Source organism: Streptomyces sp. NPDC001714 (assembly GCF_042892755.1).
GTDB lineage: Bacteria > Actinomycetota > Actinomycetes > Streptomycetales > Streptomycetaceae > Streptomyces.
In genome coordinates, this window is record NZ_JBIAUL010000022.1 from 77,941 (window position 1) to 102,236 (window position 24,296).

Genomic DNA, 24,296 nt, shown 5'->3' on the forward strand with positions numbered 1-24,296 from the left:
GGCGGCCGGCCCCGGGCACACGTCGTAGTGGCACGGCATCGTCCCTCCCGCCGGGTCGGCCAGGGATCGGGGCCACTCAGCGCATGCGTCGACCGCGATGGCCGCGCTGGCGTCGTGCAGGCGCCTCAGCAGGCTTCCCACCGATCTCAGCGCGGTCTCGGTCATCACCCGGCGCGGAAACGGCGGCAGAGCGACGTCGCCCGGGACGAAGGTCAGCTGCTCACGGCCGTCTGCGGTGAGACGGATCGGTCTCGGAGCCGCGTCGGCGCGGAGCACAGGATCTTTCACGTCTACGGGCGCAAGCGAAGGGCGTCCGGGCCTGCGGGTGGGGGGAGGCGCGCCCCAAGGGGGAAGTGGGGGCGCGCCTCCCGGCTTCACAGGTCCGCTGTGAGCGCCTCCAGGAACGGGACCTGGACCGTCCGCAGCGTTCCGTCGCCCAGGTGCAGCAGACCCCGGCCCGGCTGCGGCGCCTGTCCTACGACGCCCCGGGTCAGCTTCACTCCGATGACCTCGCCGTCACTCAGCCCCTGCGGGGAGAGCAGCATGCCGGTGCGGTTCCGCTTCACCTGGCCCATCCAGCCGGCCAGGCTCAGCGCCAGCGACTCCGCGTTGCCGGCCGCGAGCACGCCCCAGCCGGTGCCGGCGCCGCCGCGGGCGAGCAGCGCGAGGTCGGGGTCGATCTCGGCGCCCATGAACAGTTCGGCGTCGTCCACGACGATCACGCCCTGCTCCTCCGGCACATTGCCGAGCGCCTGCCGGAACTCCTGTGCCGTCACCTCGGCGTCGGTGATGAGCGCGGCCACGCCGGGCCGTCCCCGCAGCTGCCGCAGCGGCGAGCGCCGGGGTGCCAGCACGATGAGGCCGGCACCGGCGGCCAGCAGGGACTCCGCCGCCGTGAGCAGGGCGGTGCTGCGGCCGGTGCGCGGCGGCCCGGCGATGACGAACGTGGGCACGTCCGCCAGGTCCGGGGAGAGCGAGGTGAGCGTGTCGCCGCCGACGGCCACCAGGGGCCGCATGGGACCGCCCCGGGTGTGCAGGGCGAGGGCCTCGGCGTACGTGATCTGGTCGGGGAGCACGTCGAGGCGGATCGGGCGGCGCGCGGCGGGGACCGGGGACTCGCGTTCGGTCAGCTCCCGGCCGAGGGTGACCAGGATCTCGGCCTGTGCGGTGCCGGACAGGTCCTCGCCGAGCACCGCGATCTGCGCCTCGCTGAGGTCCTGGGTGCGGATGCCGCGCCCCGGTGCGGGGTCGGTCGGCGCGGACTTGGAGGGGATGCCCACGCTGGAGTAGTCCTGGCGGTCGTTGAGCCTGAGGACGATCTTGTCCTCGGTGGTTCCGGAGAACCGGCTGCTGCCCAGCACCCGGTCACCGGCGAGCACCACGTGGATGCCGACGCCCGCGCCGTCGCGCAGCAGCCGGATCATGCGCTCCATGTAGCTGCCGTTGTCGTACTGGGTGAACTCGCGCTCGAAGACCTCGAACCGGTCGACCATCAGCACGATGTGGGCGAGCCGTTCCTCGGCGGCCTGGGCCCTGCGCAGTTCGGTCAGGTCGGCCGTGCCCCGTGCGCCCAGGATGCTCTGGCGGGCGGTGAGTTCGGCGCCGAGGCGGTCCAGGAGGCGGCCGAGGCGCTCGGTCTGGTTGCGGTCGACGACGGCACCGCAGTGCGGCAGCGCCGTCAGGGCGTTGAGCGCGCCGTTGCCGCAGTCGATGCCGTACAGGTGGACGTCGTCGGCGCCGTGGGCCTGGGCGAGGGCGGCGGCCAGGGTGCGCAGCGTCTGGGAGCGTCCGCTGCGGGGCGAGCCGACGATGTGCAGATGGCCGGCCCGGTCGAGGTCGAGGACCAGGGGGACGCGGGTCTGCTGGGCGGGCAGGTCGACCACGCCGTACTCCACGGCGGGCAGGGCCGCCTCCCGCTCGGCGGTGGGCTTGGGCGCGGGCGGCGGGGTCCACGGGAGCAGGGCGGGCAGCGGCGGCAGCCAGGGGCTGGGCTGGCGCGGTACCTCCGCGAGCCGGGCCGCCTGGGCGACGGCTCCGGCGAGGACGGCCAGGTCGGTGACGGCCTCGGTCTGTGCCGCTCCCGAGCCGCCCCGGGAGCGGGTGGCCGGCAGCGGGCCGCCGAGGTTCTGCCAGATCACCGTCTCCGCGCGGACGGACACCTCGGTCCCCACGGCGGCCTGACCGCCGGGGCGCCGGCCGCCGACGCGGCCCGACTGGAACGGCAGCAGGGCCGAAGGACCGAGCCGGGCGTACGCGCGGCCCGGGTTGGCGGGCGAGATGTCCCCGGAGTCGGGGGCGTCGATGATGTCGCGGCTCTCGCTGGTGTCGGTGGTGCGCAGCGCGATCCGCAGGTTGGTGTTGGCGCGGATGTCCGGCGTGACCGCGCCGCCGGGACGCTGGGTCGCCAGCACCAGGTGGATGCCGAGCGAGCGGCCGCGCTGCGCGATGTTCACCAGACCGGAGATGAACTCGGGCAGTTCCCGCACCATGGACGCGAACTCGTCGATGACCAGCAGCAGTCGGGGCAGCGGGGGCAGTACGTTGCCGCCGCGGGCGCGCTTGTCGAGGTAGTCCTCGATGTCCTTGGCGCCGGCCTGCGCCAACTGGGTCTCGCGGCGGCGCAGTTCGGCGCCGAGGGAGACCAGTGCCCGCTCCACGAGGCGGGTGTCGAGGTCGGTGACCAGGCCGACGGTGTGCGGCAGGTCGGCGCATTCGGCGAAGGCGCTGCCGCCCTTGTAGTCGACGAGCACGAACGTCATCTCGTCGGGCCGGTTGACCACCGCGAGGGTGGCGACCAGGGTCTGGAGCAGCTCGGACTTGCCGGAGCCGGTGGTGCCGGCGATCAGTGCGTGGGGGCCGTCGCGGACCAGGTCGACGGCGAACTCACCGTCGTATCCGACGCCGAGCAGGGCCCGGGTGCTGCGGCCGCCCAGCGACCAGCCGGCCACCACGGCCTCCGCGGTGGGCGGTTCGATGTGCAGCAGGTCCAGCAGGCGTACGGAGCCGGGCAGGGCGCTCTCGTCGCTGTCGCCGACGCCGCGCAGCGGGGCCAGGGCGCGGGCGAAGTGCTCGTACCAGTCGGGTTCCGGCGAGTCGCTGCGGACGTTCTCCAGCGCGGCGCCGGAGCCGGTGCGCACCCGGCACGTGGTGGCGCCCGGTTCGGTGACGACGACGGCGCCGCACTCCTCGGGCAGCAGCCGTTCCTCGCGGTCGATGCAGATCGTGTGGACGCCCACGGACGGGCCGTCGCGCAGCAGCGCGATCACGCCGGGCAGCGAGCGGGCCCGGCGGGCCTGTTCCAGGACGACGAGGACATCGGGGTAGCCGTTGGCCCCGCCGCGGGTGACGTCGGGGCCTGCGGCCGTGCGGGAGGCCACGAGCTGGCCGAGTTCGCCGATGCGCCGGGCCAGGGAGTCGGCGGTCGAGCCGATCAGGGCGTAGGCGTCCTCGCCCTGGGCCTGGGTGTGGGGCAGCCAGCGGGTCCAGGACCAGTCGCGTTCGCCGTCCGGTCCGGCGAGGACGACGATGCGCAGGTCGGTCGGGCTGTGCAGGGCGGCGGCCTGGGCGGCCAGCCAGCCGGCCAGCCGCGTCGCGCCCGGTCCCGCCACGCCCGCGACTCCGGCCCGGCGCAGTGGCACGGCGACCGGCACCTGGTTGAGCCACGGCACGGTGGAGCGCCGGTGCTCGTCCTGCTCGGGGTCGTCGACGCTCACCGACGAGGGCAGGTCGGTGGTGCCGACGCGTACGGTGAGGAAGTCGGGGTCCTGCCAACGGCGTTCCCACAGCCGTTCCGAGGGCTGCACCGCCATCTGGAGCAGGGTGGCCGGGTCGGGCAGCGACAGCCGCAGGTTGTGCTGCTCCTCAAGGACGGCGGCGTCGATGTCCGCGCGTACCCGGGCCAGTGTCCGGTCGTACTCCTCCTTCTTCTCCAGGTACTTGAGCATCGCCTGCTTGCGGCCGCCGAACTGGGTGACCAGCGCGGCGATCGGGGAGAGCAGGGCGATGAAGACGAAGGACCAGCGGTGGGTGACGAAGATGGCGATCGCGGCGCTGCCGGCCGGCAGCAGCAGGATCGGCAGCAGCGGGATGGGCCGCTTGTCGGGCTTGACCGGCGGGGTGGGCAGCCGGAACTTGGCGCCCGCGGCGGGCGGCAGGAACCTCGGCGGCCGGTTGAACTCCAGGCCGAGCCCGTCCTGGGCCGGGGTCAGCGGAGCGCGGGCCGCCGAGCGCGAGGTCAGCTCAAGGAGGGTGTCGCCCACAGCCAGTTGGCTGCCCTCCCGCCACGGGCCGGGGTCCTCGGCGGGCTTGCCGTCGAGCAACGCCCCGTCCGTCATGAGGAGTTCGGCGCTCCCGTCGAGGCGGACCCGGATCCGGGCCGCGAGCGGCGGGGCACCCTCGGGGAGGCGGATCCGGCACAGGGGGCCGCTGCCGATGTCGTAGTCGCCCGGGACCAGCCGGAAGACGGTTCCGGCGCCCGGGCCCGACGCCAGTCGGACCTCGGTGCGGCCCTCGGGCTCGGGCTCCCGGGGAAGGGGAGCGCCGAGCCCGAGGTCCATGCCGTCCCGGACACCGGCGCCCTGGAGAGTGGTGTCCGGGTCGACGAGGGTCGAGCCGATGTAGAGGGACGGCTCCCCCGCCGTCGCCCCGGCATACCCGACGGCCCGGGCCAGCTCGGCCGCGAACCTGCCCGTCTGCGCGGACGGTTCGGTTTCCACGGCGACGGTGGCGGACACCCCCTCGACCTGCGGGTCACGCACGCTGACGGTCAATCGCACTGCTCATCGTCCTTCTCGTGTGGAGGCTCGGGTTGAGGTGGGTGCGGCACCGCCCGCCGTGGCGGCGGACCGGCCCCGTGGGTCAGGAGAGGTTGGAGCCGAGCTGGCTGTCGGTCTGGTCGAAGGCCTCGCCGACGGACTTCACGTACTGGCCGATCCCCTGGAGGCCCTGGTTGACCTGGTCGAAGCCCTTCGCGAACTCGTCGAAGAACGGCGAGAACTTCTGCTGGGCGGCCGGCGTGCTGTAGCCGTCGGCGAGCAGGTTGGAGATCTTGCCCTTGACCTCGTTGAGCTTGTCCTGGAGCTGGGAGAAGTCGTTGAGCAGGGCCTGCGAGGTGGAGGCGGTGGTGTCCGAGTTGACGGCGTAGTTGGGCATGGAAGAGCTCCTAGCTGGTTGGTTGGTGCGATCCGTCCCTTCGAGGACGGAGGACTGGGTGCGGGGTGCGCGGACGGCGGGGCGGCTAGCGGCCGTTGCCGCCGTCCTGCCCTTCGGCGGGGCTCGTCGGCGCGGTGACGAAGCCATCGCTCGACGGGGACGACGGCTCGATGCCGGAGTTCGACTGCGAGTCGGAGGTGCTGATCGGGGGGACCGCGGGGCGGCCCGGAGAGCTGCCACCGTCCGAGGCGGTGGGAGCGGGCGACGGCACGTCGGGGGCGTGCGAGGTGGTCGGGGAGGGCGGCAGCGGTACGTTCGCCGGTTCCACCGGGGGCGGGGTGGAAGGGTGCGGGCTGGTGGGCGACGGCGGGATCGGTACGTTCGCCGGATCCACCGGGGGCGGGGTGGAGGGGTGCGGGCTGGTGGGCGACGGCGGGATCGGCACGTTCGCCGGATCCAGCGGAGCGGGCGTCGCCGGGTGCGCCCCCGCCGGGGTGTTCACCGGGGCCGGGGTCGTCGGCTGGGCGCCGGCCGGGGTGTTGGCCGGGGCCGGTGCGGCCGGCGGGGCGGCGGGGGGTGTGTTCGGCGTACCGGTCGAGGGCCTGGGGCCGGTCTTGACGGGGATCTTGTCCGTGAGGCCGTCGATCGCGCGCCCGAGGCCCGCCTTGCCGACCGGTCCGGCGCCGAGCTTCGGGGCGGAGTTGGCGATCTCGCCGGCCGCGACCTCGTTGGGGTCGCCGCCCTGGGCGACGCCCACGCCGATCTTCGTCCCGAGGGTGGCGCCCTCCTCGACGAAGCCCCCGACCTGGTCGGCGGCCCGCTTGCCCACGGTGTCCCCGGCCGCGGGTTCCGTGGTGTCGCCGAACCGGCCGCCCTTGCCCTCCTCGACCGGAGGGTTCCCGCGCCTCTTTCCGATACTGCCGATGCCTCCCTTGAAGGCGGCCCCGGCCACCGCCCCGGCCGCGGCCCCCGCGAACACGCCCGCGGCCGTGATCTTGTCGCCGTTGGCCGCCTTGGCCCCCGCCTCCAGCGCCGAGTTGGTCAGGAAGTTGCCGGTGATCTCCGCGCCCACCTTGCCGACGGGGTTGGCGAGGACACCGCTCACGACCTTGTTGGTGGTGAGGGACTCCCCGATCTTGGTGAGCGACCCGCTGCTCCTGGCGATGAACCCGGAGTTCTTCACGGCGGCCACGGCGGCGGGAGCGATCGCCTCGACGGCCCTGCCGCCGAGCTTCAGCAGGGAGCCGCCGGGGACGATCCCGAGCAGACCGACGACGAAGTCACCGGCCTTGATACCTCCGGTCTGACTGGCGATGACTTGGTTGAAGACGAACAACGCCCCGCCGAGCAGCGCGCCGACCACGGGGAAGAACACCGCCACGACGGCGACGAGGGCGGCCAGCAGGATCTGGACGAACGGGAAGTCCTTGAAGAAGTCGGCGATCTTCTGGAAGATGTTCCGCTCCGGAATCGCCTCCTGCGCCGCCCGGTCCAGTACATCCGCACACTGGCGCTGCGCGCTCTCCCGCATCGATCTGGCCTGCTCCGCCAGGCTCTTGGCCGCGTTCAGCTCCGACTTGCCGGCGTCGATGGCGTCCTGGGTCCTGCGTGCCTCGGACTTCTCCGCGTCCGTGGGGTTCGCACCCAGCTCCTTGGGCGTCTGGTTCGCCTGCGGTGCGGCGGTCCGCGCCTGGTCCACCGCCCGGTCGAAGGTGTCCTGGGCCTCCCGCAGTCGCGGCATGTAGTCGCTGTAGGCCTGGGCCGCGTCGTGGTAGGAGGTCATGGTCTTGGTCAGCTTGTCCGGGAGATCGTCGCCGATCTTCTCCTTCAGCTGGTCCATCGCCGAACCGCGGCCCTGCGAGATCGTCCCGTCCTTCTTCAGGACGTTGAGCGCCTTCTCCGCGGCGTCCCCGATGTCCCGGTACCGCTGCATCACGCCCTGGATCAGGTCGGGGTCGCCGGGCGTCGGGTCCGAGTCCATGCCGACGAGCTGGAAGTCCTCGGGACTCGCGTGCCGACGTGCCATTGGGGTCCCCCGGTCCGGTGCCTGTTGGTGCTGTTCGCCAGGTACACGGGGGCGGCGTCGCGAAGGGTTCAAACCGAGTTCGGTCCGAAGTCCGCCCGGAAGTTCACATCGAAGTTCACACCGGAGTTCGCTTCGAAGTTCACACCGGAGTTCGCTTCGGAGTTCGCTTCGAACGTTTTCACCGGGCGGCTCCGTGTAGTCGGTGCAACGGAACCACGGAGGGCATGGGTGGACACGATGAGCAGCAGCGCGGACCGAGGATCGGGGCACAGGCCGGCGACCCCCGCGGTACGGACACTCCTGCGTGCCCTGGTGGCGCTGCTGGCGGCGTGCCTCGTGGCGCTGGGCGGGACGGGCTCCGCGCACGCGGCGGGGTCCGACGACGAACTGATCAAGGTGTTCGTGGTGCCCGACCCGGCGCAGTCCGGCGGGCAACTCGCCACCCTGCAGTCGATCGCCGCCGCCACGCTGGGCGACGTCTCGCGGTCCGGCGAGATCTTCGGCCTCAACCGCGGCCAGGCCCAGAAGGACGGCGGGGCCCTGAACAGCCCGGACGACCAACTGCACCCGGGCTGGATCCTGCGGCTTCCGCAGGACGCCTCGGGGCCCGGCGTCCAACTGGCCCGTGACACCGGGAACCAGGGCGCGACCACCGCACCCCCGGCGTCCGGACAGCAGACGGCCCCGCCCGGCGCACAGCAGTCCACGACGTTCACCTTTCCGCTGGCCGCGGCCGTGGCGGTGCTCGGCACGATCCTTCTCGCCCTGGTCACCGCCGGCATCGTCGGCAGGCGCAAGGTGCGGATCGCGTACGGCTCCGTACGGCGCGCCGTACGCCGGCTCGGCGAGCCGATGCGGCGCAGGCGCCGGCTGATGCGGCGCCAGGCGACGGGCCGCCGGTTCGCCACCGACGCGGACGCGGTACGACGCGCCTACGGCACCCTCGGCGAGTTCGCGCCCACCCCGCAGCGGCCGGAGCGTCCGGTGCACGCGCTGCGCGTCGACGGCACGGGCGTGACGGTGTGGCTGGCGGCCGCCGACACGGCCGACGCCCCGTGGACGAACATCGACGGCACCCGCTGGCGCCGCCCCGCGGCCGCCACCGGCTGGCTGACCCGCGGCGAGGACACCGCCACGACGGCACAGACCGCGGTCGGCTCCGCCTGCCTGGTGCGCGCGGGCACGGACGGCGACGGCGAGCCGGTGTTCGTGGACCTCAGCCGGCTGGACGGCGTCCTCAGCGTGAGCGGTGATCAGAACGTGGCCCGGGACGTCGTGCAGAACGTGCTGGCGGAGATCGCGCGCACCCGCCCGGAGACTCCGGTGACCGTGCTGCGCGGGGCGGACGGTGCCCTGCCGCTGACCGTGCCGGCGGGGCTTCGGCAGCTGCCCCGGGTCGACGCGCCTGCTCCGGTCGCGCCCGCCGAAGAGCAGGGGACGGTGCGTGCCGGAGCCGCGCGCCGGCCGGTGCGGGGCCTGGTCGTGGTGGCCGGGACACCGGGCGAGGCGGCGGCCGCCGAACTGGCCGCGCTGTGCGGGCCGGGCGGCGCGGGCTGGACCGGTCTGGTGTGCGGCGAGGCCGTCGGCGCGCACTGGCGCTGGCGGACCGACGCGGACGGCCAGGTCGACATCCCGGTGCTGGATGTGCGGCTCACCGTTCCGGCCTGAGCTCCTGACCGGTCCTGGCGCGCAGGGTGTTGAGGGCGTAGTGCCGCCGGGACTTGACGGTTCCGGCGGGTATGCCGAGGAAGCGGGCCGTCTCCTGCGCCGTCCGGCCGCACACGTAGGTGTGCAGGAGTACCTCCCGGTGCTCGGGGGACAACAGCCGCAGCAGGTCGGCCGCCTCGACCGCGGCCAGCACGGCGCCGGAGTGGTCGGGCAGGGGCACGTCCCGGTCGTCCGCGCCGATGGTCTCGTGCCGCGCGGTGGCACTGCGCATCCGGTCGACGACCAGGTTGCGGGTGACCTTGAGGAGCCAGCCCCGTACCGATCCCTCGGTGCTGTAGAGGCGTTCCGCGTGCGGCCAGGCGCGGATGAGGGTCTCCTGGACGATGTCCTCGGCCGTGTGACGGTCGTTCAGCAGCTTCTCGGCGTAGGCGAGCAGTGCCTTGGCGTGGTCGGACACCATGGTGTGCAGCAACTGGTCGCGACGCGCGGCCGAGGCAGCGGCCGCGTGCGTGGTCGTAGTCATCTTCGAGTTCCTGACGGGAATGCGGTACGCACCTCCCGCTCCGGACGGAGCGGAGCAGGGAGCGTAGGCAGGGCCCGTTTCCTAAACTCTGAAGGACTTCTGACGGTTTACTGACGTGGGGCCGGATCGGGTGCGGCGAGGTCCTTCAGCCGCTCGCGGAGGTCCGTGGCCTCCGGATGGTCGATCTCCTCCAGGATGCCGAGCGCTTCGCGCCAGGCGAGCGCGGCCTGCGCGTCGTCCCGCGCCGCGCGGTGGGTGTCGCCGATGTGCACCAGCGTGTCGGCCTCCAGATAGCGGTCGCGGATCTCCCGGTACAGCTCCAGCGCGTGCCGGTAGCAGTCGAGGGCGCGGTCGTGGTGGTCCAGGTGGTGGTGGGCGTAACCGAGGCTGTCCCAGGCGGCGGCCTCGCCGTTGCGGTCGCCCGTCTCCCGGTGGACCTGGAGCGCCCGGCCGCACTCCGCCAGGGCGTCCTCGTACCTGCCCATCAGGATGTACGTCCATCCGACCTCGTTGGCGATGGTCGCCCGGACGCCCCGCTGTCCGGTCTCGCCGTAGAGGGCGCCGGCCCGGGCGTAGTGGTCCAGGGCCGCCGCGTGGCGTCCGCGCCGGTTGGCGAGGAAGGCGGCGTAGCGGTGGGTCCTGCCCTGGCCGGCCCGGTCGCCGGTCTCGCCGAAGAGTTCCAGGGCACGCGACAGGTGCGCGTCGGCCTCGTCCCACCGCTCGAAACGGCCGCTGACGAAGCCGAGCGCCCGGTGCCCGTACGCCTGGCCGCGTATGTCGCCCAGGCGCTGGGCGGCCCCGACGGCCGTGGTCTGCGCACCGAGTTGCTCCTCCCAGCGCCCGATGCGGTCCAGGTACAGCTCCAGGGTCGCGGCCAGCTGCCAGCTGTGTTCGCCGCTGCCGTGCCGGGCGTCCTGTTCGATCACCGCGAGCAGGACGGACCGGTTGGTCTCCAGCCAGTGGTCCGCGGCTGCCTGGTCGGGCAGCCGCGGGACGGTCACCCCGCTCGCGTGGGGCCGTAGCCGGATGCGTTCCCGGGCGGGGGCGAGGACGCTGTCGGCCGCGTGCACGCCGTGCAGGTAGTGGTCGAGCATGCGGCGCCGCGCGGCGGTCAGCTCCTGCACCGTGTCCTGCGTCGGGGCCAGTTCACCGGCATAGGCGCGCAGCAACTCGTGGCAGCCGTACCGGCCCGGCACGGGCTCCGAGATCAGGTGGGCGCGGGCCAACTCCGCGAGCAGCGGCCGGACCTCGCCGGTCCGCTGCCCGGCCAGGCTGGCCGCGGCGGCGAGCGAGCAGTCGAGACCCGGATGCAGGGCGAGCAGGCGGAACACGCGGGCGGCCGCAGGCGTGAGGAGCTGATACGACCAGGAGAACGCGCTGCGCGCGTCCGCGGCCGGGGCCTCTCCGGAGAAGGCGTCGAGACTCTCCTCGCTCTCGTGCAGTTCGGCGGCGACGGACGCGAGCGGAAACGTCGGGTTCACGACCGCGCGGGCGCTGACGACGGCCAGTGCCAACGGGAGCCGTCCGCACAGGCCGATGATCTCCGCGACGGCGGCGGGTTCGCGCGCGACCCGTTCGGCACCGAGCCGGCAGGTCAGGAACGCGTGGGCGTCGGCGTCGCTGAGCACGTCCAGGCTCAGCGAGTGCGCCCCCTCGCCGGCCACCAGGCCGTAGAGCTGGTTGCGGCTGGTGACGACGACCATGCAGCCGGGTGCACCGGGCAGCAGGGGCCGGACCTGCTCGGTGTCCCGCGCGTTGTCGAGAACGACGAGGACGCGCCGGTCCGCGAGGATGCTGCGGTACAGCGCGGCCTGCGCGTCCAGCCCCGCAGGGATGCGCTGGGCTGGGATGCCGAACGCGTCGAGGAAGGACCGTATCGCCTCCGCAGCGCTCATGATCGAGCCGGTGGGATGGAAGCCGCGCAGGTTGACGTAGAGCTGCCCGTCGGGGAAACGGCCGGCGACGCTGTGCGCCCAGTGCACCGCGAAGGTGGTCTTGCCGACGCCGGCCATGCCGCCGATGACGCTGATCACCACCGTCGACGCCGGTTCGTCGGTCGCGGGCAGCAGTGCCTGGACACGGGCGAGTTCCTCGCGCCGGCCGGTGAAGGCGGCCAGGTCCACGGGGAGTTGGGCGGGGCGCACGGTGGGGACGGCTCCCGGCCGGACCGCCGCGGCATCGGCCGTCCGGTCCGGGGCCTCGCCGGACTCGGCCGGTCCGGTGCCCGCGGAGCTGGGGTGGGTACGGCCGAGCACGCGCTGTTGGGCGGCCTGGAGTTCGGGGCCCGGTTGCACGCCCAGTTCGTCGGCGAGGCGGGTGCGTACGGTCCGGTGGACGTCCAGGGCTTCGGCCTGGTGCCCGGTGGCGGCGAGCATCAGGATCAGTCTGGCCTGCAGTCCTTCGTCGAGGGGGTGCTGGGCGGCGGCCTGCCGGAGCGTCACCAGGACCCGTGCGCCGAGGCCTCCACCGGCTTCCAGGGCCAGTTCGGCGGCCTCCTTGACGGCGGCGAGATGCTCGTCGTCGAGTGCGGTGAAGGCCGGGTGGGCCCGTACCTCGGCCGCGATGCCGGAGGCCGCGGGGCCGCGCCACAGCGCCAGTGCCTCGATCAACAGCTCGGTGGCGGTGGCCGGTTGCCCGTCCTGCGCCGCTCGGTCCGCCTGCCGTCGCAGCGCCCGGAAGCGGAGCAGGTCGAGGGAGTCGGCGTCGACTTCGAGGCGGTAGCCGCCCGAACCCCGCACCAGGCAGCGGGATTCGCCCCTGGCCGGGAGGCCGGGCTCGAGCAGCCGGCGCAGCGCTCCGATGTGCCGCTGGACGACGTTCACGGCGCTGTCCGGCGGGTCCTCTCCCCACAGCGCGTCGACGATCTCATGGACCGAGACCGGATGCCCCGCCTCGGTCAGCAGCAAGGCGAGCAGCGCACGCTCCTTGGGCGGCCCCAGCACCAGTTCCGTGTCGCCGCGCCAGGCCCGGACGGGTCCGAGCACGGCGAATCGTGTTTGCACCGGGTCCCCTGTACCGACTGTGACGACATGCGAGGCCGACGCGTCCGCCCCCTGGGGCGCGCGGCTTCGCACGAGCATAAAGTCCGTGCGCCCATGCCGACGCACGGTTCCGTCGCCACGGTGCGTCGCACGCACCGAACCGGCCACGCGGCGCGGAGCACCCGCCGGTCCGACGCCCTCGGCTGTGCGGTCCGTGTCCTGCCCGTGTAATTCTCCGCCACTCATATGGTTCTCATAAACATTCCCTGAGCCTCTTCAGCGTTGCCGCTTCAGCGTAAGGATGGCCTTGGCGATTGACGTCATTCGATTCGGGCTGCATCGGGACCGGCGGAAGATGCGCAGGACTTCAGGCGGGCGACGCCACGCTCGACGGGCGCTCGTGCAGCGGCAACTGCCCGGTTGAGGGTCTTTTCGGTGGGAGAGAGTTCCTGCCGAACCCGGCGGCGATCTTCGCCGGAGTGGTGTGTTCGCGCAGGTATCAAGGCCCCCGCCTGCGGATTTCCCGCAGGCGGGGGCCTTTTCGCCGTGCCGACGCCGTAGCGGGAGTCGACCACTCACCTGGGATTCAGCCGGTGGGCGAGATCGTGGGCGGTGGCGCTGCTGAGATCCCCGACGTAGGCCCCGACGATTTCGAAGCGGCCGCCGGTGATCGAGGAGGTCACGTGGGGGTTGCCCCAGAGCTTGCCGTCGATGACGATGGCGAATTCGTTGCGCGGGACCGGGGCCGCCGCGATGGAGCCGGTGAGGGCGGCGAAACGGGTCCGGTCGGCGGGGCTGAGGGTCACCTCGACCTGCCAGGTGCCGTCGATGGTGCTTTCCCCGGCCTTCGCGGAGGTGACGCGGACGTCGGTCATGCCCTTGGCCCGGTCGGTGTGGACGCAGAACGCCGGTTGGGTCGCGGTCGCGTGCACGGTGTAGCCGTCGCTGCCCTGGGTGCAGGCGCGCTCCACGGACGAGGTGACCGGCAGGAGGGAGACCGGGGTCGCCTTCCCGGTGCCGCCCCCTGTGGCGGGCTGGACCACGTGCGCGCGGGGGGTCGCGCCGTCCGCGACGGCCACCCAGGCGGTGGCGACCACGGCGGCTGCGACGACGCCGACGCCGGCGCGGGCCAGCCACTGCCGCCGCCGGGCGACCCGCAACGCGCCGTCGGCCAGTCCGACCAGATGGGCACCGGCGGCGTCACTGCTGCTCTCCCGGACATGGGCGTGCAAGGCATCGTGCAGCGGGTGTTCGGTCGAGTCGTTCATGCGGTGGCGCCCCTTCCGGCGGCGGTGGAGGAGGAGGCGGCCGACGGCCCTGCCTCGGCCAGGGTGGTGCGGAGAGAGGCGAGGGCCTTGTGGGTCTGGCTGCGGACCGTCCCCTGGGCAACGCCCAGAATCGCGGCGATCTCGTTGTCCGGCCGGTCCTCGAAGTAGCGCAGGACGATCACCGCACGCTGGCGCTTGGGCAGCCGCCGCAGCGCGGCCATGATGTCCTGCCGCTGGACCACGGTGTCGGCCCAGTCGGCGACCTGCCCGGACGGCTGGTCCGGCACGGTGTCCGTGACCGTTTCCCGCCCCCAGCTGAGGAGCCGGAAGCGATCCACCTGGGCGTGGTAGAGAGCCCGGCGGACATAGATCTCCGGCTGTTCCCGGTCGCGCAGCTTCGACCAACGCCGAGCGGTGGAGGCAAGCGCGGTCTGGAGCAGGTCCCGGCCCTGCTCCCAGTCCCCGGTCAGCAGGTAGGCCGTGTGCAGCAGCGATCTCGACCGCGCCGCCACGAACTCGCGGAACTGGCGTTCCTCGTCGGCGTTCAATGCGCCCTCCCTCGTTCCCCCGTAAAGACGGGTACGGAAGGGGGTTCGACTGCCCTGCCGGTCAGACTTTCTCGACCGTCACGTCTCCGGGCCCCAGTGCTCCGGCCCCCCTCCCCGCCAGTCGATCCACGGCGACTCCGCCACCTCCACCGGGTCGGCGAGAACGCCATCACCGCCGTCATCGAGGCCGAGGGCACCAAGGTCGGCACCGCGGTGTGGGACGCGGGCTCCGACGCCGCGCAGTTCGCCGCGGACGTACGCGCCCTGGAGAAGCAGAAGGCGCCGGTCAACTACGCGACCTTCCTCACGGGGACGGTGACGGCCACGACCGATGCGCTCAACGCGCACACGGGGACCTGGCAGATCGCCTACTCGATCCCCGGTATCCGGGAGTGGCTCATGAAGCAGTCCCTGTGACCCCGGGACCGGCCGTACCGACCGGGAGACCTTGAGCGTGCGAGGTCCGTGAGGCACGCCGACGGGCCTCGCACACCGCCGCGTGGCGCCCGGCGGATCACTGGTCCATCAGGATCCGGTACAGCGTCCGGCGGGCCGCCTGACGGCGGCGATCGCCTCCTCCAGCTGCTGCGGGGCGGCTTCCGAGGCCGACACCTGGCGGGCGGCGGCCTTCAGCCCTTCCCATCTCCCTCCGCAGCGGTGAGTGGTGCCCGTCCAGGGACGGCACCGGCTCCGCGGTGCCGTCCCGCTGCTGCAGCGCCTGCTCGCGGCCGGCGTCCGTCAGCTCGAAGACCTTGCGCCCCTGGGCCTCCCGCCCCTCGACCAGGCCGCTGTCCACGAACAACTGCAGCAGCGGCTACCCGGAACCGGGGCTCGGCCGCCATGTTCCGCCGCCGGAGGCCTCGAGACGGTCCATCAGTTCGTAGCCGTGCGCAGGGCCGTCGAGCAGGGAGGTGAGAAGCGGGTTCGGCACTCTGCCGCGGCGCATCCGGCGGCCTTCGCCCCCGCGGTCGTGACTCCCGCTGGGCTTCCGCCTCATCCCGCGCTTCGAGCAGTCCACACTCTCCGCGGTCCCGACCTGCGGGAACGGCCGTCGCAGGCCCGGGCTGAGCGGGCTTGCCGCGGCTTCGCCGCGCTCCCCGACCTATCGATACGTCGTGACACGCTCGGCGGGCGCGGCTCGGGATGCGGGGCCCTCACTTGAGGCCGCTGAGCATGACGCCCCTGATGTAGTACTTCTGCAACAGCAGGAAGAGGACAAGGACCGGCAGGACGCTCAGGACCAGGCCGGCCATCACGATGGGCAGCGTGCGGGTCGGGTCGACGTAGTCCTGGAGGAACTGGATGCCGACGGGCAGGGTCATCACGTCCGGGTTGGCGGTGGAGACGAGCAGGGCCCAGATGTACTCGTTCCAGGCGTCGACGAAGGTGAGCAGGCCGAGGGTGACCAGGACCGGCTTGGTCTGCGGGACGACGATCCGCCACCACACGGTGAACTCGCCGCATCCGTCGATGCGCGCGGCCTCCAGGACCTCGTCCGGGATGGAGACCATGAACTGGCGCGTCAGGAAGATCCCGAAACTGCTGACGAGGAACGGCATGGCAAGGGCCACGATACTGAGGGTCAGACCCGCGCCGCCGCGCCCGAGCAGGTCGTTTCCGCCCGCCAACGGCCAGTGCACCAGGATCAGGAAGTGCGGGATGAAGAAGAGGAACGGCGGGAACATCATCGTCGACAGCACGAGCCGGAAGACGAAGTCCCGGCCGGGGAAGCGGAGTTTGGCGAGCGCGTAGCCCGCGAGCGACGACGTGAGCAGCACCGAGCCGGTGATCATGGCCGTCGCGACGACGCTGTTGCGGAAGAGCACCGGCAGATCGAGCTGGTGGATCGCCGCCCGGTAGTTGGACAGGTCGAACGCCTTCGGCAGGAACCGGTAGGGCAGCGTGCCCGCCTCGTCCGGACCCTTGAAGGACGTCATCAGCATGTCGGCGAACGGCACCACCGTGAGCACCGCGCCGGTGACCACCAGCAGATACGACAGCCACGGGAAGCGTCGCCGGATCACGCGTCCTCCCCCTTGCGCCGGAAGATCCACAACTGGACCAGCGTGACCGCGAGGACCACCGCGAACAGCACGAAGGCGGCGGCGCTCGCGGTGCCCCAGTCTCCGTAGGAGAAGGCCTGCCGGTACATCTCGAGCGCGGCCACGTTCGTCGCGTCGCCCGGTCCGCCCTTGGTCATCACGATGATCAGCGCGAAGGACTGGAGGCCGGTGAGGAACTGGGTGACGCACACGAACAGCAGGGAGGGCCGCAGCAGCGGCAGCGTGATCCGCCAGAAGACGGTCGCGGGCCTGGCGCCGTCGAGCGCGGCGGCCTCGTAGTACGACTCGGGGATGGACTTCAGCCCGGCGGTCAGGACGAGGATCGCCGAGCCGACGGAGGCCCAGGCCTGGACGACCACCACCGCGGGCAGCGCGGTGTCCGGGTCCTCGAGGAACGCCACCGAGCCGAGCCCGACGGCGTTGAGGACGCCGTTGACGAGGCCGCCCGGCTGGTACATGTACTTCCAGACGTTGCCGACGGCGACGACGGTCGTGACGATCGGCAGGAAGTACAGGGTGCGCCACAGCCCCTGGAACCTCAGCTTGTCGATGCAGGTGGCGACGAGTACCGAGCCGGCGAGTGCGAGTGCCACGGTGCCGAGGGCGAACAGCAGCGTGTTGGTGAGGATCGGGGTCAGGAACGTCGAGCCGCCGGCGAACAGGCCGGCGAAGTTGTCCAGGCCGACCGGGTCGATGTCGCCGAGGTCGAAGCCGGCCCAGCGGGACGTCGACAGCAGCACCGCGAAGCCGAGCGGCAGGGCGAGGAAGACGGCGTAGAACAGCAGCGTCGGCGCCAGGAAGAGGTAGGCGACGACCGCTTGGCGGCGCCGGCGACGGCCATGGACGCGGACTCCGAGAGCGGCGGACCTGTCGTGCGCCGCCGGTTCGGTCGGCTCCGGTGCCAGGGTGGCGTTCACCATGACCGCGACACCTCCTGGTCGACCTGGCGGCGGGTGGAGCGCAGGGCCTCGTCGACCGTCTGCTGGCCGGTCCACAAGGCCTCGATGTTCTTGCGCAGCAGCGACTTGGCCTGCTGCGCGCCCGGCACGTTCGGTTCGGGTACGGCATACGCCAGGGCGTCCAGGAACGGGTGCAGGTTCGGGTCGCCGCCGGTGCCGAGGAGCGTGCGCATGTCGTCGGCGCGGCCGGTCAGGGAGCCGACCGACGCCTGCAGGGCGCTCATCCGGGTCGTGCCGCGCACCTTCTCGGCGTTGAGCCAGCGCAGGAACTCCCAGGCCTCGCGAGGGTGTTGGCTGGCGGTGTTGACGCCGAGCATGAAGCCGGTGGAGAGCGTGGCGCGTCTGCCGTCCGCCGCCGGAAGGGGCACGGGAGCGACGCCGACGTCGCGGTAGGCCGCGCCCATCAGCGCCTTCAGGTTTGCGGTCCACCAGCCGGCGCTGATCACCATGGCCACCTGTCCGGAGGCGAAGGCCTGGTAGACGTTGACGCCGGGGGCGCTCGCGCCCCTGTCGACGAGGCGGCGCTCCAGGTCGAACACGGCGCGGCCGGGCGGCGAGTCGATGGCGGTGCGCCTGCCGTCGGCCGAGACGAACCGTCCGCCGGCGGCGTTGAGCAGGGCGAGGGTCTGGCCGACGGTCGTGGAGTCGTCGAAGGTCGACAGGCCGAATCCCTGGACCAGCGTGTTGCCGTACCGGTCCTGCCGGGCGGTCCGGTAGGCGGTCTCCTCCAGCTCCGGCCAGGTGCGCGGCGGGCCGTCGACGCCGGCCTCGCGCAGCAGCCGTTTGTTGTAGTAGAGCGCGTACGTCTGCATCTCGGTGGGGTAGCCGTAGACCCTGCCCGCCACCGACGCGGAGCCGACGGCGGCGGTGCCGTAGCCGCGGCTGATCTCCGCGGCATGCTCGGGCGGCGCGGGCCTCAGCACCCCGGCCCGGACGAGCTGGCCGTTCCACAGGCAGTACGGGTGCAGGATGTCCGTGCCCTGGCCTGCGGCCTGCCGGACCATGAAGGTGGTCAGCAGGTCGGTGAACTCGACGGCCTTCGTCCGCACCTTGACCCGGTCGTGCAGGGCGTTCCACTCGTCGACCGGCCCCTGGAGAGCCTTCTTGAGCTCCCCGCTCGCGTAGTGGGAGAGCAGGGTGAGGACGACCGGATCACCGGGCCGCCCGGTTCCCTGGTGCGGCGCGGCACACCCGGCGAGGAGCGCCGAGGGCAGCCCGAGCGCGAAGTGACGGCGGCTCAGTGACGGTGTCACCGGGCGGTCTCCCTGCGCATCACCTTGAACACCCGGGTCGTGGTGAAGCCGCTCTTGCGGTAGAGGTGACCCGCCGGCGACTGTGCGCCGGTCCACAGGAACCACGCGGAGTGCGCCCGCAGCGCCCGCATCCGCTCCAGGACCAGGTGGAGGAGGACCTCGCCGAGTCCGGTGCCGCGCATCTCCTCCAGCACGCCGATCGGCCCGAACCGCTCGTCCACCGAGTCGAACGCGCCGTGCATCGCCCAGCCGACCATGCGGCGCCCGGGGTCGCGGGCCACGACGATCCGGTCGAGCGGCGTGCCCGCGGTCAGGCACGCCCGGATCGTGCACGCCCAGTCCGGCCCGAAGTGGCTCCCGGCGAGGGCGAGAAGATCCACCAGGTCGTCGTCGGCCGGGGTGCCGAACCGGTAGCCCCGCGCGGTCAGGTCGCCCACGCGGAGCACGATCTCGTCCGGAACGCGGTAGCCGACCAGGACGCGGTCCATCGCCGCCGCCTCGTACAGGGTGCGAAAGCCCAGGGAGTCGAGCAGCCCCGCCGCCTCCGGGTAGGCCTCGGCGTCCAGGCCGGGGAAGACGTAGTTCGGGGTGTACGAGGAGAAGTCCACCTTCGTACGGCCGTGGCCGTGCAGCCAGTCGAGGGCCTCGGTCAGCAGCCGGCGGCCGAGGCCGCGCCCGCGGGCGTCCGGCTCGACGAAGAAGAACGGGATCCAGCCCTGCTCCGGCTCCAGATCCGTGCCGGCCATCGGGACCTGCCGGCGCACCGCGTAGGCGGCGCCGACGACCCGCTCGCCTTCGACGGCGACCCGCAGCCCCTCCGGGTCGAAGTTGGGGTCGAGCAGTACCAGGGAGCGGAAACGGTCCGGGGTGACGGGGTCGGCCGGCGCGCTCCGCCGCCATGCCTCCAGCACCTGTGGTCCGTCGCCCGCACGGAAGCCGCGGATCCCGGCCCGGTTGGTCGTCGTGAGGGTCGTGAGATCGGTCATCGACGGGGTGTCCTTCCGAGCGGGGCGGGAGCTGTCGGGGAGGGAACAGCAGGTCTCAGGGGTAGAGCAGGACGTCGTCGCCGGCCCAGCGGGCGGGCGCGGCCGGCGGGTCGCACAGCGGCAGCGGGTCCTCGCCCGCGTCGACGGCGCGCCGCAGCCGGTCGGAGCCCCACAGCAGGTCGACGAAGTGCCGGTGACCGGTCCCCTCGGCGCCGCCGTCCGCGATGTGCCAGGCGAAGTCGTCGGGGTACAGCCGCCGCAGCACGGCGAGCATCGCGACGGCGGTGCGTACGGGGGCGAACGCCGCGCGGTCGGTGACGTGGAGCTGGACCCCGCGCAGCTGCCGTCCGGCGTGCTTGTGGAAGGCGGGCACGAACCGCAGGTCACGGAAGTGCACCCCGGGCAGGCCGAGTTCGGCGAGCGCGGGTGCGAACCGGGCGTCGAGGTAGGGGGCGCCGACGATCTCGAAGGGCTGGGTGGTACCGCGGCCCTCCGAGAGGTTCGTGCCCTCGAAGAGGCAGGTGCCGGGGTACACGGTGGCGGTGTCGGGTGTCGGGATGTTCGGCGAGGGGGCGATCCAGGGCAGGCCGGTGGCGGCGGCGTCCAGGGCGCGCCGCCAGCCGAGGAGCTCGATCACCGTCAGGTCGGCCGCGCGGCCCGCCGCCCGGGGCACGGCCGAGGCGTTGAGATGGCGGGCGAGTTCGCCGCAGGTGAGGCCGTGCCGGACGGGGACCGGCGCGCGCCCGACGAAGCTGGCCCAGGCCGGGTCCAGCAGCGGGCCCTCGCTGACGAGTCCGCCGAGCGGATTGGGCCGGTCGGCGACCACGAACCGGATACCGGTGCGGGCCGCCGAGACCATCAGGTCGAACATGGTCCACACGTAGGTGTAGTACCGGGCCCCGATGTCCTGCAGGTCGTGGACGAGGGCGTCGACGCCGCTGTCGATCAGCAGCTTGTCGAGGCGCTCGCCGTCGCAGCGGTAGGTGTCGTGGACCGGCAGGCCGGTGCCGGGGTCCGTCCGGGCGGCCTCGCTCTCGCCGGCCTGGCCGGTCCCGTGCAGTCCGTGTTCGGCACCGAACAGGGCGACCAGGGGCGCGCCGGCCGCAAGCAGCGCGGCTGCGGCCGGGCGCAGGTCGGGCAGGACACCCGTGTGGTTGGTCACCAGCCCGAACCGGCCGGGCCCGGCGAGTGCGGGCGTCGCGTGCAGTCGCGCGATCCCGGTCGTCACCGCGACGCGGTCGTCCGTGCTCATCCTCTGCCCCGTCTGCCGGTGGGAACTCCCTCAGTCAACGGTCAGGAATTTACTCTTATATCCCGTCATTACGGTGAGGAATCGCGGGGAACCGGATTGCCCCGATGGTGTGACGCCGCCGGTCGCGCCGACTCCCGTGCCCGTCGCGGGCGTTGGAAGGGGCATGGGCTTCAGCGACACTCCTTCCTTCGCCCAACTGTCCGACGCCTACTGGCTGGACAGTCCCCACCTGGGTGAGGACGTCCCCGACCCGGCGCCCCCGCCACCGCGGCCGTCCTTCGCCTGGCGGACCGCGATGGTCGGGCTGTCGGCACTCACCGTCGCGGTCGCCCTGGTCGTGGCGTTCGTGTGAGCCGCCGACCCGCCGGACCGGGCGTCACGACACGCCGACGGCGTCCCCCGGACGTGGGACGTTTCCGTGTCGTTCGGGCATCCGGGTGCGGTGACGGTGTGTTATGTCGCCGGGCCCCGGACCCGGGGTCCCCGTAGGTCACCGTTCCACGTTCACGAAGGACTTCACGATGCGCCTCCTCCGTCCGCTCGCCGTCGCTCTCGGCGGGCTCGCCCTCACCGTCATCACCATGGGACCCGCGGCCGCCGCCGACGGGACCTTCGTCTGGGTGGGGCCGAAGGGCAAGGCGTACGCCGTCCAGAACCCGCCGGACCGCAAGTGCCTCGACATGGCGCAGGAGGCGCGCGGGCCGCAGAACGCGACGAAGAAGGCGCTCGTCGTCTACAGCAAGGCGAAGTGCAAGGGCACCGAGCACCGGGTCGCTCCGGGGCACTCGGCGTCCGGCAGCGTCCGCTTCGCCAGCGTGCTGTTCAACCCCCGCTGAGCAGCGGCTCCGGCAGGTGCGGGAATCCGGGCGCACCGGCCGTGGCCTGTCCAGCCCTCCGGTGGCGCCGGTCGCTTCGCGGTGATCGGCGCCACCGGTCGTTGCACGAGCGCCGGGCCATGATCACCGCGACGGCACCCGCCGGGTGCGGTCAGACTCCCCCGGCCACCGCCACACCGAGCGCGCACAGCACCACTCCGGTGACGACGTCCAGCGCGCGCCGCACCACACTTTCCTTGGAACCTACCCACTTGAGGGTTTCTTGGGTGCCGAACGTGCCGTGATCAACGTGCCGACCCACTTTGTCCACGCGGTCACGAGCCTCTGGAGATCGGACCGCTGTTCCTTCGACAGCAGTGGCCACAGAAGCCAGGTTGGGCCCATGAGGATGATCATGCAAATGAGGCCGACAGCGCAGAGGATCGCCGTCAGCGCGGTAAGGGCCCGGAACATGACCCCGCTCAGCGCGAACATGCACATCTCCAAGTCGCATCCACACTCGTGGTGACACGGTGCTGACGGACTCGGCTCTGGACGATCGCGGTGCCTAGCGGGTTAGCTGTCGGACTCGGACGACCTTCGCCCTACGGCAACGCAGCCGCCTCCTGCGGCTTCGCGTGTCGATTCGCCCCTGACCTGAAGGTGGGTCCCCGCCTCCGTTCGTATGGGGAATGTAGACCGAGAGGTATGTGACCGGGAGCGTGAATGGGAGCACTCGAGGCGCAGGGGCGCATTCGGGCCCGACTCGTGCCTCGCCTCACGGTGCACGGCTGGCACAGGGGCGTGGGAAAGCCCCAGCCGCTGCGAGACGGCCAGGGCTTTCTTCCTCACGGGCAGCTTGGGGGAGCCATCTGATCAGTTGGCCACCGCTCCGCGAGGGGTTCTGGGGATCTGAACCATTCGGGAGCGCCCGTCCATTCGCTCCATGCCGTGGTCGTGCATGGTGAGCAACTCCTGTACGCACCTCCGGCACGCGTACCGCGGAGTCTCGTCCCCGTCGCTGGTGATCTCGCCGATCCGCGCCACCTGAACGCCCTGGCGGGAGCAGCGGAAGCAGGAGCCCAGCCCGTACTGGTACGCCGCCAGGAGGACGCCCATACGGTCTGCCGGAGCGTGCTCGGGTAACTCGGTCATGACTCCTCTCGAAGGCGCCTGCACAGCTCCTCGCGCGTGACGGTGATCTCCAGCTTGTCGGGGTCCGCCGTCCAGGGGACCGACCACGGTTCTCCGGCGTGTGCCGCTGGCCGGCTCGCCAGGCCGCGAAGTCCTCGTCCTCGTTCTCGACCCCGTAGACCAAGGCTTTGACCTGCCACGATGACGCCTCCAGCAGCACCATCGTGAGAAGAGAACGCGACGTGATCGAGGTCCAGGGCAAGGGCGGACAGATTCAGTTCGACGGCCAGTACGTGACTCTCACCCGCAAGGGTGGCGCTGAAGCGCATGGAATCGCAGACCCAGTCGCTCCGGCAGGACATGAAGGTCGAGCGGGACGCCGGTCAGGCGATCCAGCCACCGATCCGAGGCGAGCCTGGACGTCACAGGGGTGAGCGGGCGACCGCCATCAGATAGGCCCCGAACAGCAGCGAGACCGCGGTGAGGGCGCCGACGACGAGAACCGCCTGGACGGGCCGCACGCGCCAACTGCCGACCAGGGCGCGGACGAGCGGGATCAGCAGGGGGAAGGCGGGGAGCAGGAAGCGGGGCTTGGAGGAGAAGGAGCCCGAGCCGCCCACGACCACCAGGACCAGGACGCCCGCGAAGACCACCAGGACCAGCGGGGCCCGGTCCAGGCAGAGGAGGCAGAAGAGCAGGAGTCCCGCGGCGACGATCACCAGGTCCGCCGCGTACACGAAGCCGCCGCCGTGCAGCAGCAGGGCCTTGAGGAAGCGCAGTGAGCCCGCACCGAAGTCGAAGCGGGAGCCCCAGGCGCGCTGCACCTCGAAGTAGCCGTGCAGGAGGCTACCGGTGCGCCGCCCGACCCACAGGACGTAGCCGAGCCAGCCGAGCGGGGCGAGCAGGCATCCGGCGCACAGGGCGAGCGGGACGCGGCCCCGTCGCCGTACCGCCTCGTGCGCGCCCGCGGCCAGGACGGCGGCCGCGACCGCGAAGCCGCTGGGGCGGGACAGCCCGGCCAGCGCGGCCAGGCAGCCGGCCCACAGCCAGCGGCCCTTGAGGACGCAGTAAAGGGACCAGGCCGCGAGGGCGCAGAAGAGGGACTCGGTGTAGGCGATGGTGAGTTCGACCGACTGGGGCAGTACGGCCCACAGGGCGACGAGCGCGGTGGCGACGCCCCGGCCGTACAGGTGATCGCCGATCCGGTGGATGCCCCACGCGGCCACGACGGCGGCGGTCCAGGCGACGGCCAGCGCGGCCTTGCCGGGGGTGAGGGGCAGGACCGTCGTCACGGCACGGATGAGCCCGGGGTACAGCGGGAAGAACGCCCAGTCGGTCTGGACGGCCCCCTTGCGCGTGATCTCGATGAGGTCGCCGTAGCCGTGGGTGGCGATGTGCAGGTACCAGCGGGCGTCCCAGGCATGGGCCAGGTTCCTGACCAGGGGTCGCCCCATGGCGTGGTTCGCCATGGCGACGGCCGCGACTCCGGCGAGTCGGACGGCCGTGAACAGGACGAGCGCGGACACCAGGCCGGACGGGGTGCGGCGGACGGGTGCGGGGTGGGCGGGACCGGTCTGAACGGCGGACCCGGGCCGCGGGACGGAGGACGTGCTCACGCTCCGACCTTCGGCAGCGGCCCGCGACGGCGCAACACGACACGGAGGCCTCT

Annotated in this window: 20 protein-coding genes, 2 pseudogenes and 1 riboswitch; of the genes and pseudogenes, 4 read left to right on the forward strand and 18 right to left on the reverse strand. The window is 72.5% G+C overall.

The window, feature by feature from the left end:
- Nucleotides 1-12: 12 nt before the first annotated feature.
- The 4 genes and pseudogenes from ACFY0P_RS41895 to ACFY0P_RS41910 all read right to left on the reverse strand — a co-directional run.
- A pseudogene (locus ACFY0P_RS41895) lies at nucleotides 13-378 on the reverse strand (hypothetical protein); the annotation flags it as partial.
- Complete coding sequence (locus tag ACFY0P_RS41900) at nucleotides 375-4,769, reverse strand: FtsK/SpoIIIE domain-containing protein (protein ID WP_388926093.1); 4,395 nt, start codon at nucleotides 4,767-4,769, stop codon at nucleotides 375-377. The pseudogene ACFY0P_RS41895 and the gene ACFY0P_RS41900, both read right to left, overlap by 4 nt.
- Before the next feature lie 88 nt (nucleotides 4,770-4,857).
- Nucleotides 4,858-5,151 carry a WXG100 family type VII secretion target gene (locus tag ACFY0P_RS41905; RefSeq protein ID WP_383718804.1) on the reverse strand — a complete coding sequence of 98 codons (294 nt, stop codon included), beginning with the start codon at nucleotides 5,149-5,151 and terminating at the stop codon, nucleotides 4,858-4,860.
- A gap of 85 nt (nucleotides 5,152-5,236) precedes the next feature.
- On the reverse strand, nucleotides 5,237-7,177 hold the full coding sequence (locus ACFY0P_RS41910; protein ID WP_388926095.1) for a putative T7SS-secreted protein: 1,941 nt from the start codon (nucleotides 7,175-7,177) through the stop codon (nucleotides 5,237-5,239).
- A 237-nt stretch (nucleotides 7,178-7,414) separates the two neighbouring features.
- Here ACFY0P_RS41910 and ACFY0P_RS41915 point away from each other — a divergent pair, with 237 nt between their 5' ends.
- Nucleotides 7,415-8,845, forward strand: coding sequence for a hypothetical protein (locus ACFY0P_RS41915; RefSeq protein ID WP_388926097.1), 1,431 nt, complete (start codon nucleotides 7,415-7,417; stop codon nucleotides 8,843-8,845).
- On the opposite strand, the gene ACFY0P_RS41920 is transcribed toward ACFY0P_RS41915, so the two are convergent.
- The 5 genes and pseudogenes from ACFY0P_RS41920 to ACFY0P_RS41940 form a co-directional block, all read right to left on the reverse strand.
- Nucleotides 8,829-9,368 (reverse strand): sigma-70 family RNA polymerase sigma factor, encoded by a 540-nt coding sequence (locus tag ACFY0P_RS41920; RefSeq protein ID WP_388926099.1) that lies wholly within the window; start codon nucleotides 9,366-9,368, stop codon nucleotides 8,829-8,831. The genes ACFY0P_RS41915 and ACFY0P_RS41920 overlap by 17 nt on opposite strands.
- A gap of 107 nt (nucleotides 9,369-9,475) precedes the next feature.
- Entirely contained in the window at nucleotides 9,476-12,370 is a 2,895-nt protein-coding gene (locus ACFY0P_RS41925) for a BTAD domain-containing putative transcriptional regulator (RefSeq protein WP_388926101.1), read from the reverse strand.
- 255 nt (nucleotides 12,371-12,625) lie between these two features.
- A pseudogene (locus tag ACFY0P_RS41930) lies at nucleotides 12,626-12,816 on the reverse strand (transposase family protein); the annotation flags it as partial.
- 108 nt (nucleotides 12,817-12,924) lie between these two features.
- Nucleotides 12,925-13,617, reverse strand: coding sequence for a hypothetical protein (locus tag ACFY0P_RS41935; protein WP_388926103.1), 693 nt, complete (start codon nucleotides 13,615-13,617; stop codon nucleotides 12,925-12,927).
- Nucleotides 13,614-14,165, reverse strand: coding sequence for a SigE family RNA polymerase sigma factor (locus tag ACFY0P_RS41940; protein ID WP_388926105.1), 552 nt, complete (start codon nucleotides 14,163-14,165; stop codon nucleotides 13,614-13,616). Before ACFY0P_RS41940 ends, ACFY0P_RS41935 begins: the two co-directional genes overlap by 4 nt.
- Before the next feature lie 96 nt (nucleotides 14,166-14,261).
- Here ACFY0P_RS41940 and ACFY0P_RS41945 point away from each other — a divergent pair, with 96 nt between their 5' ends.
- A complete protein-coding gene (locus ACFY0P_RS41945) occupies nucleotides 14,262-14,582 on the forward strand; it encodes a hypothetical protein (protein ID WP_388926108.1) in 321 nt (106 codons plus the stop codon).
- 97 nt (nucleotides 14,583-14,679) lie between these two features.
- Here ACFY0P_RS41945 and ACFY0P_RS41950 read toward each other — a convergent pair whose 3' ends face one another.
- The 6 genes from ACFY0P_RS41950 to ACFY0P_RS41975 form a co-directional block, all read right to left on the reverse strand.
- Entirely contained in the window at nucleotides 14,680-14,967 is a 288-nt protein-coding gene (locus tag ACFY0P_RS41950) for a hypothetical protein (RefSeq protein WP_388926110.1), read from the reverse strand.
- 352 nt (nucleotides 14,968-15,319) lie between these two features.
- On the reverse strand, nucleotides 15,320-16,189 hold the full coding sequence (locus ACFY0P_RS41955) for a carbohydrate ABC transporter permease (protein WP_388926113.1): 870 nt from the start codon (nucleotides 16,187-16,189) through the stop codon (nucleotides 15,320-15,322).
- Nucleotides 16,186-17,148: a carbohydrate ABC transporter permease gene (locus ACFY0P_RS41960; protein ID WP_388926117.1), complete on the reverse strand. Its 963-nt coding sequence runs from the start codon at nucleotides 17,146-17,148 to the stop codon at nucleotides 16,186-16,188. Before ACFY0P_RS41960 ends, ACFY0P_RS41955 begins: the two co-directional genes overlap by 4 nt.
- On the reverse strand, nucleotides 17,142-18,440 hold the full coding sequence (locus tag ACFY0P_RS41965; RefSeq protein ID WP_388926120.1) for an ABC transporter substrate-binding protein: 1,299 nt from the start codon (nucleotides 18,438-18,440) through the stop codon (nucleotides 17,142-17,144). Before ACFY0P_RS41965 ends, ACFY0P_RS41960 begins: the two co-directional genes overlap by 7 nt.
- Nucleotides 18,437-19,426 carry a GNAT family N-acetyltransferase gene (locus tag ACFY0P_RS41970; protein ID WP_388926123.1) on the reverse strand — a complete coding sequence of 330 codons (990 nt, stop codon included), beginning with the start codon at nucleotides 19,424-19,426 and terminating at the stop codon, nucleotides 18,437-18,439. Before ACFY0P_RS41970 ends, ACFY0P_RS41965 begins: the two co-directional genes overlap by 4 nt.
- Nucleotides 19,427-19,481: 55 nt before the next feature.
- Nucleotides 19,482-20,678, reverse strand: a complete 1,197-nt coding sequence (locus ACFY0P_RS41975) for an exo-beta-N-acetylmuramidase NamZ domain-containing protein (protein ID WP_388926126.1) — start codon at nucleotides 20,676-20,678, stop codon at nucleotides 19,482-19,484.
- Between the two features lie 163 nt (nucleotides 20,679-20,841).
- Here ACFY0P_RS41975 and ACFY0P_RS41980 point away from each other — a divergent pair, with 163 nt between their 5' ends.
- Both ACFY0P_RS41980 and ACFY0P_RS41985 read left to right on the forward strand, forming a co-directional pair.
- Nucleotides 20,842-21,030, forward strand: a complete 189-nt coding sequence (locus ACFY0P_RS41980) for a hypothetical protein (RefSeq protein ID WP_388926129.1) — start codon at nucleotides 20,842-20,844, stop codon at nucleotides 21,028-21,030.
- A gap of 169 nt (nucleotides 21,031-21,199) precedes the next feature.
- Nucleotides 21,200-21,514 (forward strand): hypothetical protein, encoded by a 315-nt coding sequence (locus ACFY0P_RS41985; RefSeq protein WP_388926132.1) that lies wholly within the window; start codon nucleotides 21,200-21,202, stop codon nucleotides 21,512-21,514.
- Nucleotides 21,515-21,665: 151 nt separating this feature from the next.
- Here the strand turns inward: ACFY0P_RS41985 and ACFY0P_RS41990 are convergent, their stop codons facing one another.
- The 3 genes from ACFY0P_RS41990 to ACFY0P_RS42000 form a co-directional block, all read right to left on the reverse strand.
- Nucleotides 21,666-21,824, reverse strand: a complete 159-nt coding sequence (locus tag ACFY0P_RS41990; RefSeq protein ID WP_388926135.1) for a hypothetical protein — start codon at nucleotides 21,822-21,824, stop codon at nucleotides 21,666-21,668.
- A 220-nt stretch (nucleotides 21,825-22,044) separates the two neighbouring features.
- A riboswitch (cyclic di-AMP (ydaO/yuaA leader) is annotated at nucleotides 22,045-22,203 on the reverse strand.
- A 166-nt stretch (nucleotides 22,204-22,369) separates the two neighbouring features.
- A complete protein-coding gene (locus ACFY0P_RS41995) occupies nucleotides 22,370-22,648 on the reverse strand; it encodes a hypothetical protein (protein WP_388926138.1) in 279 nt (92 codons plus the stop codon).
- A 401-nt stretch (nucleotides 22,649-23,049) separates the two neighbouring features.
- Nucleotides 23,050-24,243 carry a hypothetical protein gene (locus ACFY0P_RS42000; RefSeq protein WP_388926141.1) on the reverse strand — a complete coding sequence of 398 codons (1,194 nt, stop codon included), beginning with the start codon at nucleotides 24,241-24,243 and terminating at the stop codon, nucleotides 23,050-23,052.
- Between the last annotated feature and the right edge of the window lie 53 nt (nucleotides 24,244-24,296).